The sequence below is a fragment of the Cellulosimicrobium marinum genome (assembly GCF_020551945.1).
Classification (GTDB): Bacteria; Actinomycetota; Actinomycetes; order Actinomycetales; family Cellulomonadaceae; genus Cellulosimicrobium; species Cellulosimicrobium marinum.
In genome coordinates, this window is the sequence record NZ_JAJBZH010000002.1 from 559,430 (window position 1) to 575,106 (window position 15,677).

The 15,677-nt window shown below is 70.4% G+C and carries 14 protein-coding genes and 1 riboswitch; of the genes, 4 read left to right on the forward strand and 10 right to left on the reverse strand.

Going from position 1 to position 15,677, the window contains the following annotated elements; translation table 11 throughout:
• The first annotated feature begins 2 nt into the window (after positions 1 to 2).
• Entirely contained in the window at positions 3 to 1,301 is a 1,299-nt protein-coding gene (locus LGQ04_RS06460) for a DNA adenine methylase (RefSeq protein ID WP_229242863.1), read from the forward strand.
• Here LGQ04_RS06460 and LGQ04_RS06465 read toward each other — a convergent pair.
• From LGQ04_RS06465 to LGQ04_RS17695, 4 genes are all read right to left on the reverse strand, one after another.
• Entirely contained in the window at positions 1,298 to 2,359 is a 1,062-nt protein-coding gene (locus tag LGQ04_RS06465) for a phospholipase D family protein (RefSeq protein WP_229242864.1), read from the reverse strand. The genes LGQ04_RS06460 and LGQ04_RS06465 overlap by 4 nt on opposite strands.
• 62 nt (positions 2,360 to 2,421) lie before the next feature.
• Positions 2,422 to 3,426 carry a site-specific DNA-methyltransferase gene (locus LGQ04_RS06470; RefSeq protein ID WP_229242865.1) on the reverse strand — a complete coding sequence of 335 codons (1,005 nt, stop codon included), beginning with the start codon at positions 3,424 to 3,426 and terminating at the stop codon, positions 2,422 to 2,424.
• Positions 3,427 to 4,825: 1,399 nt separating this feature from the next.
• On the reverse strand, positions 4,826 to 5,554 hold the full coding sequence (locus LGQ04_RS06475) for a phosphatase PAP2 family protein (RefSeq protein WP_229242866.1): 729 nt from the start codon (positions 5,552 to 5,554) through the stop codon (positions 4,826 to 4,828).
• Positions 5,551 to 6,174: a phosphatase PAP2 family protein gene (locus LGQ04_RS17695; RefSeq protein WP_229242867.1), complete on the reverse strand. Its 624-nt coding sequence runs from the start codon at positions 6,172 to 6,174 to the stop codon at positions 5,551 to 5,553. Before LGQ04_RS17695 ends, LGQ04_RS06475 begins: the two co-directional genes overlap by 4 nt.
• A gap of 250 nt (positions 6,175 to 6,424) precedes the next feature.
• On the opposite strand from LGQ04_RS17695, the gene LGQ04_RS06485 reads away from it, so the two are divergent.
• Entirely contained in the window at positions 6,425 to 8,107 is a 1,683-nt protein-coding gene (locus LGQ04_RS06485) for a glycosyl hydrolase family 18 protein (RefSeq protein ID WP_229242868.1), read from the forward strand.
• 150 nt (positions 8,108 to 8,257) lie between these two features.
• Positions 8,258 to 8,767 (forward strand): NUDIX hydrolase, encoded by a 510-nt coding sequence (locus LGQ04_RS06490; protein WP_229242869.1) that lies wholly within the window; start codon positions 8,258 to 8,260, stop codon positions 8,765 to 8,767.
• Here LGQ04_RS06490 and LGQ04_RS06495 read toward each other — a convergent pair.
• The 5 genes from LGQ04_RS06495 to LGQ04_RS06515 all read right to left on the reverse strand — a co-directional run bounded on the left by LGQ04_RS06495 (position 8,752) and on the right by LGQ04_RS06515 (position 13,924).
• A complete protein-coding gene (locus LGQ04_RS06495) occupies positions 8,752 to 8,901 on the reverse strand; it encodes a hypothetical protein (protein ID WP_229243044.1) in 150 nt (49 codons plus the stop codon). The two genes, LGQ04_RS06490 and LGQ04_RS06495, sit on opposite strands and share 16 nt — an antisense overlap.
• Positions 8,902 to 9,164: 263 nt before the next feature.
• Positions 9,165 to 10,400: an acetyl-CoA C-acyltransferase gene (locus LGQ04_RS06500; RefSeq protein WP_229242870.1), complete on the reverse strand. Its 1,236-nt coding sequence runs from the start codon at positions 10,398 to 10,400 to the stop codon at positions 9,165 to 9,167.
• A 180-nt stretch (positions 10,401 to 10,580) separates the two neighbouring features.
• Positions 10,581 to 11,822, reverse strand: coding sequence for an acyl-CoA dehydrogenase family protein (locus LGQ04_RS06505; RefSeq protein WP_229242871.1), 1,242 nt, complete (start codon positions 11,820 to 11,822; stop codon positions 10,581 to 10,583).
• Between the two features lie 115 nt (positions 11,823 to 11,937).
• The gene (gene pnuC, locus LGQ04_RS06510; protein ID WP_229242872.1) at positions 11,938 to 12,690 is read right to left on the reverse strand and encodes a nicotinamide riboside transporter PnuC; all 753 of its coding nucleotides are present in this window, start codon (positions 12,688 to 12,690) and stop codon (positions 11,938 to 11,940) included.
• A 174-nt stretch (positions 12,691 to 12,864) separates the two neighbouring features.
• A riboswitch (FMN riboswitch) is annotated at positions 12,865 to 12,988 on the reverse strand.
• 150 nt (positions 12,989 to 13,138) lie between these two features.
• Positions 13,139 to 13,924: a TetR/AcrR family transcriptional regulator gene (locus tag LGQ04_RS06515; RefSeq protein ID WP_229242873.1), complete on the reverse strand. Its 786-nt coding sequence runs from the start codon at positions 13,922 to 13,924 to the stop codon at positions 13,139 to 13,141.
• Positions 13,925 to 14,034: 110 nt separating this feature from the next.
• Here LGQ04_RS06515 and LGQ04_RS06520 point away from each other — a divergent pair, with 110 nt between their 5' ends.
• Positions 14,035 to 14,544 (forward strand): MOSC domain-containing protein, encoded by a 510-nt coding sequence (locus LGQ04_RS06520; RefSeq protein WP_229242874.1) that lies wholly within the window; start codon positions 14,035 to 14,037, stop codon positions 14,542 to 14,544.
• On the opposite strand, the gene LGQ04_RS06525 is transcribed toward LGQ04_RS06520, so the two are convergent.
• Positions 14,526 to 15,635, reverse strand: coding sequence for a class I SAM-dependent methyltransferase (locus LGQ04_RS06525; protein ID WP_229242875.1), 1,110 nt, complete (start codon positions 15,633 to 15,635; stop codon positions 14,526 to 14,528). The two genes, LGQ04_RS06520 and LGQ04_RS06525, sit on opposite strands and share 19 nt — an antisense overlap.
• Between the last annotated feature and the right edge of the window lie 42 nt (positions 15,636 to 15,677).

The following is a 15,677-nucleotide window of genomic DNA, read 5'->3' on the forward strand; positions in this document are numbered from 1 at the left end:
CAATGAACGAAACCACTCAGAATATTCGACCAATCCACTATATGGGCAACAAGTCGCGCTACCTCAACGCCATTGAGAATGCCGTAGATGGTGTTGCGCGACCAGGCGCCGCGTGCGATCTATTTGCTGGCACGGGCGTCGTGTCACGACGATTAGCTAGTCACCGACCAGTCGTTTCGTCGGACGTTCAGAAGTACTCACAGATACTGGTGAATGCCCTCACGAACCCGCAGCGATACTCTCCAGCAGAAGTCGAAGACCTGGAGATCCGGGCGAACGCGTGGCTGCTGGAGCGGGAGCCCGCTCTCAGGGCACTAGTATCGTTTGAGGAATCCGCCCTCGCGGTCGCCAGCCGCGATCCAGCCGCACTCGCCGAGGTAATCGAATCCGGCTCTCTCGCGGCCGGCAAGGCCTCCTCCGACCGTTTCAACGCGGCCAAGAGTGATGCGTTGCAAGTCGCGGGTCCAGAAACCTCAACGTTAACCTGGTACTACGGAGGGGTGTATTTCTCATACCGCCAAGCGCTGGAACTCGACGCCCTACTCTTTGCAATCCGCAGCTCTAGCAGGTCTGGCGGTAATGCGACCGCGATCGCTTCGCTGATGGGAACGGCGAGCGATATAGTGTCCACAGTCGGAAACCACTTCGCACAACCGGTCCAACCCCGGAACGGTGACGGCACGCTAAAGCGCTCGTGGGTTGCATCCGTCGTTCGGAGCAGGCACGAATCTGTTTCGGACACATTCAGAGGCTGGTTGGGGCGCTACGCGACGCTAAGACCTTCAGCACATCCCTGCACTGCGCTCCAGAACGACTATCGCGAAGTTCTCGACGCCCCGCCCCAGGAGATCGGTGTAATCTATGCCGATCCACCATATACGCGGGACCATTACAGTCGCTTCTACCACGTTCTTGAGACGATTGCAATGGGAGATGATCCCGGATTGGCTCTCGTTCCGGGCTCGAACAACCCAAGTCGAGGTCTCTATCGACGAAGCCGTCACCAGTCGCCGTTTAGCATAAGAACGAGCGTTCGCCATGCATTCGAAGAACTATTTGCAAACGCAAAGCGGCTCGATGTGCCCATCGTGCTCTCGTACTCTCCCATGAGCGAGGGGACGAAGGCACGCCCAGAGACTCGCCTCGTATCCATCGACGAAATAGCGAGCATTGCCGGAGGGTACTTCTCGAAAATATCGATTGTCGACGTCGAATCTTCGTATCACAGTCGATTCAATCGCTTGGAAGTAAATGCAAAAAGCAGCGGAGTCGCCGAGGTTCTCTTCGTTGCGGAGAACTAGAGAGAGGGAAGTGTGATGTCCCAAAGCGGTGAGTCCGGCCATGCAGACCTCAACTCATCCGCGGAACAGCGGACGCGACGCTTTAGCCGCGCACTGCCAGACCATTTTGAGGCAATCAACTGGCCGACTTCGCTATACCCTGCCTCGCCAGGAAGTAGCAGCGAGTACAGAAACTCCCCCGTAGAGAGGCGTAAGAACACGCCGATCGGTGATCCCCCTTGCGGGTATGGTAGGCCCCGGGCCGCGGCAAGCTCAAAGCGATAATTCTGACTGGCAACCTCGACGCTTGGGCGGCTTTCGACCTCTCCGACGTTTCCGTCGGCGTCTACGTTGTGCAGCGATATGCGTCGCTGGGAGCCGACTTTGGCACCGAAGAATCCCTCGTAGTTCGCGAGGTCGAAGTTGGCTTGCGCCCATCGGTCTCCGGCCTTCGGGATCTCGGCGAGGAGAATCTGCTCGACCGACGATGTGACAGAGGGCTGACGGACGGGAGACGGGCTGGGTGGCCGGAGGAGGCGCTCGTTTCCCTGATTTCGTCTCGCCCGGTCAATGACTCGCGGGTCGGAGATCGGGAGAAGGTGGTCTGTGACGGCCGTTAGGAACGACTCAATGGCGGTAAGGGCGGCCTTGCGCTCGTCGTTCTCGAGACGAAGAACCGCAAATGCTTCCCAATTCGACCTCAGGCCGCCCATTGTGAGGTTCCCGGAACCTACAAGTAGGCTTAGGTGTGTTTCATGTTCAAACCAGGCCATTTTGGGATGGAATAGCGACGAGGTCGGACTCATGAATGCCCGGACGTCGAGTCTGGGTCGCTTTGCGGAGAGGCTGCTTAGGCGTTCGATCGCCGGGGGGTCTGTGATGGAATCTGTTCCGACGAAGAGTCGGTAGTTCCCTTCAAGAAGAAACTCGTCGAATACTGCGTCCTCTAGGAGGCTCTTTACTCCATTAGAGTTTGCCCACGCAAAGATGCCGCCACCACGCACGGCGCCGATCGATTCGATAAGCAAGTGCTCGAGCAGGTAGCCGCTATCCGAGCCCGCCATTTGGAAGTTGAGCACGCTTCACCTCGTTCGTCACCGGTGTCTGGCGCTCGGCAGCATAGCGGCACGGCGGGCGTCGGTCACACTTGGGCACGGGCGATGCCCCCGGCCGGCTGCATTTGCCATGCACGTCGCAGCCTGGGAAGAGCAAACTCCTCGATCGTGCGTGCGTTCTGCTCGATGCCGATCCAGCGTCTCCCGCCAAGGTGAGCAGCTACGGCGGTCGTCCCGGAGCCTAGGTAGTAGTCGAGGACCAGGTCTCCTGGGTCGGTTGCAATATTGACGATGCGCTCAAGTAGGCCGACAGGCTTTGGTGTGTCGAAGGGCTCGCGTCCGGGGAACTCGGCTAGGAGTGCTTTCTTTGCGCTTCCGGTGTCGCCGACCTCAGCGGCAGTCCAGATCGTAAATGGGGCGAGCCCGCTGACCTCGGACTCGTAGCGCTTGAGTCGAGGCTTCCCGGCACCGTTTCGCGGCCAGTAGACGCGGCCGTCAGCATCCAGTTCTTCGAGACGTTGCTTGGTGTAGGTCCAACAGCGTCCCGGCGGAGGGTCATGGCGTGCACCGGAGGGAGTGACCACCGTGTAGAACTGGCTCGCGGTGGCGTGGCCGGATTGAACGTTCATGGGGACCGATCGCCAGGGCCCACGGGGGTCGTCGTCCGGATTGCTAAAGGCGCCTTCGTCAGGCAAGCCGTTCCTAATGGCTTTCCACCTCTTGGCCCCAGCGGGCGCGTAGACGTGGATGTAGTCATGCATAGAACTGAAGGCTTTACGACTTTCGCGTGTCGTGCGCTTTTGCCAAATAATCGTCGCGACGAAGGCCTCTTCGCCGAAGACCTCGTCTAGTACGCACCGCGCCCGATGTTGCTCCGAGTCATCCAGATGCAGCCAGAGGCTACCGTCGGGCGATAGGAGTTGACGAGCAGCGATCAGGTGTCGACGAAGATTGGAAAGCCACTCTGGCCTGCTAGCGCGATCATCGTAGTGAGTGAATTTTTCTCCGGTGTTGTATGGAGGATCAATATAGCAAAGCTTGACTTTGCCTTTAACTGCGCGTTCCCCTGTCAGTGCCAGCAACTGGGCCATTGCCTCGCCTGCCTCGCCTCGGATCAACAAGCCATCCGCGCGATCTCCGCATTCGAGGACACCGCGTAGATCCCAATTCGCGCGCGCTGGTGTGGCAGTGCCTAGCGACGCTGACCCTGACGCATCTTTCCCAGGCCAGTTCAAGACAGCCGAAGTCGCTGGTGCCGAGGTCGCTTCAGTGGCCAGTGGGCTACGTCGCAAGGCGGGACTCCATTTCGGTGTGCGGCGTTGGGTGTACGTGTTCTACACGCCACCACCGACACGAGCACTGTGCGGGGAGGTGTGAACTGTGCGAGCTGCGCAACTGCATCCCGGGGTTCGGTTCGATGCACAGCCTAGCTCCCAATGGCTCCTGACCGGTTGCTGTACCCAACGTGTCCACACCATGGCGTTTGACTGATGACGCGTGTTGCTGGTTCGGCCCGCGGTCACCGACTGCTGTGTTCGTCTGCCGACGCCGTTCACCTGTGAGTACTTTCCCTACTGATTCAAGGAGTGCGCGCCCCGAGCTGGGCGCCCGCTTGGTGCCGACCACGGACGCGAGGACGACGCGCGGCGGCTTGCCGCGCGTCGTCCATGGGTAATTGGTGGCGCCCTACCTCATCGCGCCGAAGGCGACGACGCTGCGGCGTCCGGTTGCACGGTCGCTCGGTGGGACCCCGCGCTCCGCTCGCTGCGCTCGCTACGCGCACCCCACCGCTCGACCGCGCTGCCCAGCCGTCGCAGCGTCGTCGCATGGGATCGGTGCCGGGGTTGCGCTCCGTAATCTGCGGACGGTCACGGCGGGCGGCGCCCGTAGCCCCTTGTGTACCGCTGCCGCCTACCAACCGTCCGCGCGTCGGCGCCTCTCGCTCCGGAGGCCATGGGTATTTGGTGGCGCTCTCGTGTGTCCGGGAGCGCCCGGGGGAGCGTCTCCGCAGGTCAGACCCATGGGTATTTGGTGGCGCCGGCCCGGCTGCGTAGGGCGTCGCCGCGAGAGTCTGGCCACCTGCCGCAGCGGACGCGCACCGCTCATCCGGCCCATGTGCATCTGGTGGCGCGTGGTGAGAGCTACATCGTCCGATTTCGTGCGTAAGCGCAGGTCAGCCCATGGGTATTTGGTGGCGCCCCTGGGCTTCTCCCCGAAGGCGACGTCGGCTGTATCGCCGAGGAGGGCTGACTCTGCATCCCTCCGCCTGTAGACGGATGACCCACCTCTTTCCCTCCGTTTTGGCGACAGTTCACGTGTTCCAAGACGCAGGCCGGTCCAAGCGGCTCCTGAGTATCACCGCAGGTCAAGATTGGTTTCCTCCAGTTGTGACCTACGACGTCGAAGGCGACCATCCAAGCCCACCGCTACCGCCCACGAAGAAGGGCCCGTCGTTTCTCGACGGGCCCTTCTCGCGTCACGGCGGGGAGGCTATGCCCGGGACTCGACCGGCGCGGACGTGTCCCGAGCGGTGGCGCGCACGTCGCGGCGCAGGTAGCCCCACGCGAGGACGGCGCAGGCGAGGCCGTTCAGGAGTCCGACGACGACGTCCGAGAGGCTGTGCATGCCGCGGTACAGGCGGGAGAAGCCGACGGCGAAGGGCACGAGCACCGCGAGGACGGTGAGCGCGACGCGCAGCACGGGGTTCCGGACGCGCTGCGCGAGTAGCGCGAGCGTGAGGTAGAACGCCGCAGACGCGCCGGTGTGCCCGCTGGGGAAGCCGGAGGTCGGGGGTGCTTCGTCGAGCTGTTCGACGTCGGGTCGCGAGCGTCCGACGACGAGGGACGACGTGAGGAAGATGAGGGTCTGGACGGCCGCGGCGAGGCCGGGCACGATCGCGAACCACCACTGCCGGGTGCGCCACCACACGAGGGCGATCGTGAGCACGCACCCGCCGATGATGAACTCGGTCGTCCCGATCCACCCGATCAGGTCGGTCACCGTGTTGAGGAAGGGCGTGCGGGCGTCGGCGAGCGCGCGGTTGACGCCGTCCTCCTGGGGCAGGTCGCCCAGCGGGCCGGTGATGAGGAACCCGATCCCGACGACCACGGCCCACAGGACCGCGGCGGGCAGGAGCGCGCGCAGCGCGATGTCGCGCGCGACATCGCGCCCGGACGGTCGCGAGGTGTCGAGCTCGTAGCGGTGGACGAACGTGTTCACAGGTCCTCCGGGGTCGGTGCGGTGGGGGAGCAGCGGTGGTTCAAGCCCGGCAGTGCTCGGGTGCCCAGGGCGTGCACGACGGCGCCCAGGGCGGCCCCGACGGCGACGTCGCTGGGGCGGTGCGCACCGACGGCGACGCGGTCGAGCGCCGTGAGCACGACGACGGCCGCGAGCGCCCCGGCGAGCACGCGCCGTCGGGCACGGGGCAGGCCTGGGTGGCGGGCGACGTCGTGCACGGCGAGCGCCGCGGTGGCGAGGTTCGCGACGTGGCCCGACGGCGTGCTGGTGCCCGGGACGGGGACGAGCGGTAGGTGCGGGGCGACCGTCGGGCGGGGGCGCCGCACGACCGCCTTGGCGGTGGCCTGGGCGGCCCAGCCGGCGAGCACGCTCCCGCCCGCGCGGACGACCTGCGCCGAGGCAGGGGCGGACCGCCGTGCCGCCGCGACGAGGACGAACGCCGCGAGGAGGAGCACGTCGACGCTCCGGGCGGCGAACACGCGGTCCCAGGCGATCGCCGCGCCGCGGACGTGTGGGTGTCGCCGCACCCACGCCACGGCGACGCCGGGTGCGCGCTCGTCCCACGCCGCGGCGTGGGCGACGAGACGGCGGACGTGAGGCACGCGTGGAACATACGGGCTGGTCACGTCCCTCGCACGTCACGCCGCCGCGGCCCGGCCGTGATCGGATCGTTTCGTTCGGACCCTGGCCCAACCGCCTGCGGCACGCTAGTGTGCAGGAGACCGAACAAACCCGGCTCCCCAGTCCGGGCTGAAGCGCAACGAGGCCTTCAGAAGAGCGAAGAGGCCTTCATCAGCAGTACCGATCAGCACCAGAGCAGTTCCCGCATCCCCGAGTCAGAGGCGTGATCCTGTGAACCCTGCACCCAGCCGGTCCCGATCCCGAACCGCCGGGGTGGCGCTCGCCGCCGCCGCCGCGCTCGCGGTCGGTGCCCTTGCCGCTCCCGCGTCCGCGGCGCCGAAGCCCGCCGCCGTCGACGGCCCCGCCGACATCAACGGCTACCGCAGCGTCGGCTACGTCATGGCCGACTCCCGCGTCACCCGCGACTTCCACGTCGCCGACCTCGTCCGCACCGGCGCGATCGAGGACCTCACCCACATCAACTACGCGTTCGGCAACGTCACGACCGACCTCGTCTGCGACATCGCGGACGTGCCGGGCGAGGGCGACCCCGAGAACGACTTCGTCGCGAAGGTCCGCGCCGCCGACTCGGTCGACGGCAAGGCCGACAAGGCGAACCAGAAGCTCGCGGGCAACTTCAACCAGCTGAAGAAGCTCAAGGTCGTCAGCCCCGAGACGAAGATCCTCATCTCGCTCGGCGGCTGGACCTGGTCCGACAACTTCTCCGAGGCCGCGTCGACGGCCGAGGGCCGCTCGGCGCTCGTCGACTCGTGCATCGACCTGTACATCAAGGGCAACCTGCCCGAGATCGACGGGCGTGGCGGCGACGGCGCCGCGGCCGGCATCTTCGACGGCATCGACATCGACTGGGAGTGGCCGGTCACCGGTGGCGAGACGGCCAACGCCCGTCCCGAGGACAAGGAGAACTTCCTGCTCCTCATGGAGGAGTTCCGTGCCGACCTCGACGCCCTCGGCGCCGAGACGGGCGAGGACTACCTCCTCACCGGGTTCGCTCCCGCGGGCGGCTGGAACGCTGGCCAGGGCGGCTGGCTCGACCCGCGCCTGTTCGCGGTGATCGACTTCCTCAACGTCCAGGGCTACGACTTCCACGGCGGCTGGGTGCCGAACACGACCGGCCACCAGGGCAACCTGCACCCGGACGGCACGCAGAACTGGGGCCTCGGCCTCGACGGCGCGCTCGCGATGTACGTGAACGCGGGCGCCGACAAGGACCAGATCAACGCGGGCCTCGCCGCCTACGGCCACGGCTGGTACGGCGTCGAGGACGGGTCGCAGGCCTGGCAGCCCGCCGAGGGCTACGTCGGCACGAAGACCTACGCGCAGCTCCGGTCGTTCGACGGCGAGTCGTACTTCGACGAGGAGATCGGCGCGTCGTGGCTGTACGACGGGGACGAGTGGTGGAGCTATGACGACCCGACGTCGGTCACCGCGAAGGCGGAGTTCGTCGCCACGCAGGGCTACGGCGGTGCGATGTGGTGGGACCTCTCGGGCGACTACCGCAACGAGCTCGGTGACGCGCTCGGCTCGACGCTGCGCGCCGCGACCCCCGGCCCGGGCGTGGCCGACGAGTGCGCCGTCCCGTGGTACGGCACCGGCGTGTACACGGGTGGCGAGGTCGTCTCGCACGAGGGCACCGAGTACAAGGCCCAGTGGTGGACCCGCAACCAGGAGCCGGGCGCCAGCTCGGCGTGGAAGAAGATCGGGCCGTGCGGCACCGCTCCCGAGGTCGTAGTCGCGGACTGTGCTCCGGAGTGGTCGCGCGAGTCGGTCTACTCGGGCGGCCAGCAGGTCTCCCGTGCGGGCGTGAACTACGCCGCGCAGTGGTGGACGAAGGGCGAGCTGCCCGGGTCCGTCGCCTGGGGCTCGTGGGACCCGGTGGGTCTGTGCGCGTGAGGTGACACCGTCGTCGTGACCCCCGCGGTCACGTGACACCCCGCGACGGCGGGTCCGGTCGGCCGACCGGCCCCGCCGGCGGCGTTCCCGCGGTCTCCGCGGGTGCCGTCCCGGCGGGCCGGGTCCGCCGGGGGTGTGTAGGAAGGAGGGATGAGGCTGTCAGCGGGGCTCGTGCTCTACCGCGTGCGCGGCGACGTGGTCGAGGTGCTGCTCGGGCACATGGGCGGTCCGCTGTGGGCCCGCAAGGACGCGGGCGCGTGGACCATCCCCAAGGGCGAGCCCGACCCGGGCGAGGACCTGCACGCCGCGGCGCTGCGCGAGTTCGAGGAGGAGATGGGCACCCCCGCGCCGGACGCCGGGCGCCCCGACCTCGACCTGGGGGAGGTCCGGCAACGTGCGGGCAAGGTGGTCACGGCGTGGGCGCGGGAGGGCGACGTCGACGCCGCGACGGCGCGGAGCACCACGTTCGCGCTGGAGTGGCCGCCGCGGTCGGGCCGTCTGCAGGAGTTCCCGGAGCTCGACCGGGCCCGCTGGGTCCCCCTGGCCGAGGCGCGCGGGCTCGTGGTCGGGGGCCAGGTGGCCCTGCTCGACCGCCTGGAGGAGTCGCTGGGACGCGACGACGGCGGCCGGGACCGGGCCGGGGCTCAGCCGAGCAGGTAGGGCGCGGCGGCGAAGCCCGCGAGAAGACCCACGGCCGCGACGGCGACGGCGGACAGGTGCGAGCGGCGGGCGCGGTCGGCGGTGCGGCGCACGGCACCGGTGGTGGCGGTCAGCGTCTCGGTCACGGTCGTCATGGCGGGCCCTTTCGTCGTGGTCCATCTCCAGGGGGAGGGACCACGCTCGGCGCGATCCATGACGCGGTTCCGGTCACCTGCTGACGCGATCTGCGTCACACGGAGCGACGAAACCGCGCCGAACCTGGTTCATCATGGTGCACCAGGTCCGGCGCGGTCGCGCGTGAAACGGTCGGTCCTGCCCGAGGCCTCCGGACCCGTACCGCGACGCGTCCCGCTGACCTGCGGGATCGCGCCGCGACGGCGTCAGGACGTGGTCAGCGTCACGACGCCCGGAGGATCAGCGCGTCGCCCTGACCGCCGCCGCCGCACAGGGCCGCCGCGCCGACGCCCCCGCCACGACGCCGCAGCGCGAGCGCGAGGTGCAGGGCGAGGCGCGCGCCCGACGCGCCGACGGGGTGACCGAGCGCGATCGCCCCGCCGTCCGCGTTGACCACGTCGGCGTCGATCCCGAGGTCCGCGACCGACTGCAGCGCGACGGCCGCGAACGCCTCGTTGATCTCCACGAGGTCGAGGTCCGACGCCGCGAGCCCCGCGCGCTTCAGCGCCGCCTCGATCGCGCGGGCGGGCTGCGAGTGGAGGGAGTTGTCCGGCCCGGCCACCTGGCCGGCGGCACCGATCTCCGCGAGCCACGGCAGCCCGTTGCGCTTCGCGAAGGCGCGGCTCGCGACCACGACGGCCGCCGCGCCGTCGGACAGCGGCGAGCTCGACCCGGCCGTGATGGTGCCGTCCGCGACGAACGCGGGACGCAGGCGCTCCAGCGCCTCCAGGGTGGTGTCGGCGCGCACGCCCTCGTCGTGCTCGACGACGACCGGCTCGCCCCGGCGCTGCGGCACGCTCACCGGCGCGATCTCCTCCGCGAGGCGCCCCGCGTCGCGCGCGGCCGCGGCGCGCTGGTGCGAGCGCAGCGCGAACGCGTCCTGCTCCGGGCGGCCGATGCCGCGCGTGGCGCACCCGCGGTCGGTGAGCTCGCCCATCACCTCGCCGCTGAACGGGTCGTTCAGGCCGTCGTGCGTGAGGGAGTCCGCCATCGTCACGTCGCCGAACGCGAAGCCTCCGCGCGAGCCGACGACGAGGTGCGGCGCGTTCGTCATCGACTCCTGGCCGCCCGCGACGACGACGTCCGCCTCGCCCGTGCGCACGAGGCGCGCCGCGTCGATGATCGCCGTGAGCCCGGACAGGCACAGCTTGTTGATCGTCACCGTCGGGACGTCCCACCCGATGCCCGCGGTGATCGCGGCCTGCCGGGCCGGGCCCTGCTTCGCGCCCGCCTGGACCACCTGGCCCACGACGACCGTGTCGACCTGGTCGGGGCGCACGCCCGCCGCCGCGAGCGCGCCGCGGATCGCGTGCGCGCCCAGCTCCGCCGCGGACAGCGACGCGAGGGCGCCGCGGAAGCGCGCGAAGGGGGTCCGCGCCCCGTGCAGCAGGACCGGGGTGACCTCGTCCTCGGGGGTGACGGGCGCGGCGTCGGGCACGGAGGTGGTGGGCTGGCTCATGAGGTTCCGTCCAAGGGGGTGGGGAGGAGGCCCCGGCGCCGCGAGGAGGGGCGGAGCGGCGCCGGGGAGCTAGGGGGTGCGTGCGCTCGGGTGGGCGCGGTCGCGCCTACGCGTGGGACAGACGCGGACGGTCGACGGTCCGCGTGTGGTTCACGCGTAGGCGCGAACCGCGCACCACCGTCAGGCGAACGCCGAGACGCCCGTGATGTCGCGGCCGACGATGAGCGCCTGCACGGACTCGGTGCCCTCGTACGTGTGCAGGGCCTCGATGTCGGCGAAGTGCCGGGCGACGCGGTGGGCGAGGAGGATGCCGTTGCCGCCCAGCAGGTCGCGGGCGGTCGAGGCGATCTGGCGGGCGCCGCGCGTGCACGTGTACTTCGCGAGCGACGCCTGCGGCCCGGTGAGCTCGCCCGCCTCGTCGAGGCGCGTCATCTGCGCGACGAGGAGCTGCATCTGCGTGAGCGTGGAGAGCATCGCGGTGAGGCGCTCCTGGATCATCTGGTTCGCCGCGAGCGGGCGCCCGAACTGCACGCGCTGCTTCGCGTACGCGACCGCGGTCTCGTAGCAGGCGGTCGCGTGCCCGACGGCGGCCCACGCCACCCCGAGGCGCGTCGCGAACAGCACGCGCGACGTGTCCTTGAAGGACCGGGCGCCGGGGAGCGCGGCGTCGGCGGGGACGAAGACGTCGTCGAGCACGACGTGCGCCTGCCAGATGGCGCGCAGCGACACCTTGCCCGTGATGGTGGTGCCGGTGTACCCGGGGGCGTCCTGGGGGACGACGAAGCCGTGGACCTGGTCGTCACCCTCTTCTCCGACGAGGCGAGCCCACACGACGGTGATGTGCCCGGACGACCCGTTCCCGATCCACTTCTTCTCGCCGTTCAGCACGTAGCCGTCGACGCCGTCGCGGGTCTCGCGGCGGGCGGTCGTCTCGAGCGAGACGGAGTCGGAGCCGTGGGTGGGCTCGGTGAGGGCGAACGCGCCGAGGATCTCGCCGCGGGCCATGGGCTCGGCGTACCGGGCGCGCTGCTCGTCGGACCCGAGCATCTGGATGCTGCGGAGCGCGAGGCCGCCCTGGACGCCGCAGATGGTCGCGACGGAGCCGTCGCCGCGGGAGAGCTCCATCGCGGCGAGGCCGGCGGCGAGGAGGGACACGTGCTCGCGGCCGTCGACGTCGACGCCGTCGCGCAGCAGGTCGATCTCGCCCATGCGCTTGACGAGGTCGAGCGGCACCTCGGCGCGCTCCCAGTACTCGTCGATGACGGGCAGCACCTCGTCGCGGGCGAAGGCGCGCACGCGGAGCTGGTGGGCGCGGTCGGCCTCGGTCGCGTGGGAGAACGCCCCGGCGACGTCGACGTCCTGGAGGTCGGCGAGGTCGTAGGCGGGTTCGGTGACACCGGGCTGGACGGGGGTGGCGGGCATCGGTGCTCCTGGCTCGGGCGGGCGGGCGGCGTCGACCGTCCGGAGGGTGCCCCGGTGCGGCCGCTCGCTCCCATCGTGCTCCGATACCCCGTCTCAGGTCAAGCGATACCGCGTATCAGGCTGGGCGTGCGGCCTCGACGTCGCCCGTGCCCGTCCCGGTCCCTGCTCCCGGACCCGCCGCTCCTGCCGCAGCGGTCGCCCGCCGGTTGACGCGCCACCACACGAAGAACCCCACGAGCGTGAACGCGCCGTAGAACACGTACATGAACGCCGACGCGTAGTACCCCGCCGACACGAGCAGCGGCACGCCGACGACGTCGACCGCGACCCAGACCAGCCAGAACTCGACCCAGCCCTTCGCCATCCCGTACGTCGCGAGCAGCGACCCCATGAAGATCCACGCGTCCGCCCACACGGGCTCGAACGACCCGAGCGCGCGGAACAGGGGAGTGAGCAGCGCGGTCCCCAGCACCAGGGCGAGGACCAGCCCGATCCGCTGGCGCGCCGTCGCCCACTGCGGCACGACGCTCACGCCGTGGCTGTCGGCATCGGCAGCAGCACCGACGGCACTGAGCCGTTGCTGCGTGCGCCGCCACTGCACCCACCCGTACACCGACACGATGACGAACATGACCTGCCGTCCCGCCTGGCCGAGCAGGTTCACCGGGTTGGGCGTCGCGAACACCGCGCCGAGGAACACCGTGAGCAGCAGCAGGTTGCCGACGATGCCCACCGGCCACGCCCACACCTTGCGCCGCATGCCGCCCAGCGCCGACGCCAGGCCGAACCCGTTCCCGACGATCTCGCGCCACAGCAGGTGCTGGTCGCCGATCGTGAGCTGCGCGTCGAACAGCGCCATCACGTCCATCGTGTTCCCTCGTCCTCCGGGCACGTCGGCTCCGGGGTGAGGGTGGGCGGGCGGTGCCGGTCGCGGCCCGTGAGGGCTGCCCGACGCCGTCGCTCACCACGGCGAGGCCGGTCACCTCCGGTGCGGGCTCGCCGATCGTCTCGGCGGGCGCACGCCGTGGGGACGGCCGCGCCGCACGTGCTTCCTCCCATCCGGACTGTCACCGTCGGTCCTGGAGTTCCACCAGGTCAACCGCGCGTGGGCGCGGGTCGCGGACTGTCACCGCCGGCTCGGAATTGCACCGACCCCGGAGCACGTTCGTGCGTACTGCGTTCTGCAACCGACGATGCTACCCGCGCATTCCGCGCCGAGGTCTCCCGGTCGTCCTGCATCGAGATCGGCGGAGCTGGTCGAGCTCGGCGGACCAGGAGTACCGATCTCGACCAGGTCTGCCGATCTCGCGCCGGGATCAGGTGAGCGCGTCGCGGACCGCGCGCGCGACGTCGTCCGCGACGTCCGCGGGGCTCGCGTCGGCGTCCACCACGGTGACGACGACGCGCCTCCCGTCGGTCCGCCCGGCTGCCCGGCCCGCACCGCGGTCGGTGCCGCTGCCGGCGGGCGACCCGGTCGGGTCGGTGTCGGCGAACCGGCCGACGGCGGCGCGGCGCAGGTCGGCGAACGCCTCCTCGAGCTGCGGGCGCAGGTCCTGCTCGGGCCGGCGCAGCCAGCGGCGCAGCAGCGCGTTGTGCACCGCGACGACGGACGCGGCGAACGCGATGGACGCGGTGGAGCGTCGCGCGTCGGGCGGCAGGGCGTCGCGCAGGTAGGCGGTGAAGGCGCGCTCGTACCGGTGGGTCGTGACGAGCTCGCGGTCGCGCAGGGCGGGGACCTGCTGGAGCAGGTGCCAGCGCGCGACCGACGTCTCGCGCTGCCCGACGTGGTGGTCGAACACGAGGCGCGCGGCGCGGCACACCTCGAGGTACGGGTCGAGGGACGGGTCGGGGGCGAGGTTCCCCGCGGCGTCGGGCACGGGGCGGGTCGCGGCGAGCATGACGACGACCTCCTCCAGCAGCAGCTCGTGGTCGGCGAAGACCACGTCCTCCTTGGAGCGGAAGCGCCGGAAGAAGGTGGCGCGGCTGACCTGGGCGGCGTCGGCGATCTCCTCGACGGTGGTCTGCTCGTAGCCCTGGCGGGTGAAGAGCTCGATCGCTGCGTCGACGGCCTGGGCGTGGGTGCGGCTGCGGACGTCGCTCATGGACGCCGACGGTACACCCGTACCGGGTCGCTCGAACGGCCCCGGTCCGAGCCCGGGCGCGCGGTCGCGGGCGGTGGCACGGCCCGACGTCGCGGTGCCACCCTGGTCGCGTGACCGACGACCCGCCCCGCGTCCGTTCGATCCACGTCGCCACGGCGCGGCGCCTGCCGACGCGCACCGTGCCCGAGGTCGAGGCGGAGGAGGGTCGCGGGCTGGTCGGCGACCGGTACCACGGCACGAAGCACCGGCACGTGACGATCCAGTCCTCCGACGATCTGGCGGCGGCGTCCGCGCAGCTCGGGCAGGAGATCGACCCCGGTCTCACACGACGCAACGTCACGCTCACGCACGGCGACCTGCCGACGAGGCCGGGCGCCCTCCTGCGGATCGGCGACGTGGAGCTGCAGGTCGTGCGCCCGGCGGCGCCGTGCCGCCTGCTCGACGACTGGATCGCGCCCGGGGCGATGCGGTCGCTGCACGGGCGCGGGGGCGTGGTGTGCCGACTGCTGTCGTCGGGCACCATCCGCGTGGGCGACGCCGTGACGTGGCCCGCGCCGGAGGGCGCCGCGGCGGACGGGCCGCCGGACCGGTCGAGCGGCGGTCAGGGCACGAGCCGGTAGAACCGGAAGAACGCGAAGTCCTCGACGGGCAGCACCTCGACGCCGGAGAACCCGGCCTCGCGGGCGTACCGGCGCAGGGTCGCGGGCCGCATCACCGTGCCGGTCCCGGCCGACGGCTGCGTCGACATCCCGTCGGGCAGGCACACGAACAGGCTGTAGCCGTACATGATGCGGTCGACGTCGTCCGCGGGGGCCGTGAACTCGTCCCCGACGGCCTCGTCCATGACCACGACCACGCCGTCCGGGCGCACCGCGCGACGCACGGCGTCGAGCACGGCGACCGGGCGCGGCAGGTCGTGCACGCACTCGAACGCGAAGGCGGCGTCGAACGGCTCGGCGAGGGCGAGCTCCGCGGCGTCGCCCAGGTGGAACGTCACCCGCCCGCCGAGCCCGGCGTCCTCGGCGGCCGCGCGCGCCGCCGCGACGGACGGCCGGTCCACGTCGATCCCGTGCACGACGGCGTCCGGGTACGCCTCCGCGATCGCGAGCGTCGACCACCCGAACCCGCAGCCGACGTCCACCACCCGCGCCCCCGGCCGGGACAGGACGGCGTCCACCGCGGGCAGGGACCGCAGGACCGGGCCGAGCCGACGCTCGAACCACGGCCGGTTGACGTCCGCCTGCGCCTGCCGCGCGTCGTCGCCGAGCTGGTCCCACGACACCCCGCCGCCCGTGCGGTACGCGTCGATCAGGTGCGGGAGCTGCGGGCCGATCGCGCCGACGAACCGCGCGAGCGGTGCCGCGTACGCGAGGGACGACGTGCCGGTGAGGACCTCCGCGTGCGCGGCGGGCAGGGCGTAGCGGCGCTCGCGGGCGACGTCGGCCGGGTCGGCGCCGAGCGCGGGGGCGGCGCCCGGGTCCTCGGCGACCAGCACGCCCGACGCCGCCTGCTGCTCCAGCCACTCGCGCGCGTACCGCTCGTGCGTGCCGGTGGCCTCGGCGAGCGCGGTGGAGGTGAGCGGACCGGCGTCGGCGAGCGCGCGGTACCAGCCGAGCCGGTCGCCGACGTGCACGGCGAGGACGTCGACAGCGCCGAGCGTCGCGGCGAACAGCCGCTCCGCGAAGGCGTCGACCTCCCCGTCGGTCGTCATGGCGACCCCGTCCCACGGTGGCCGGGCGAGCCTGAGCGGCGT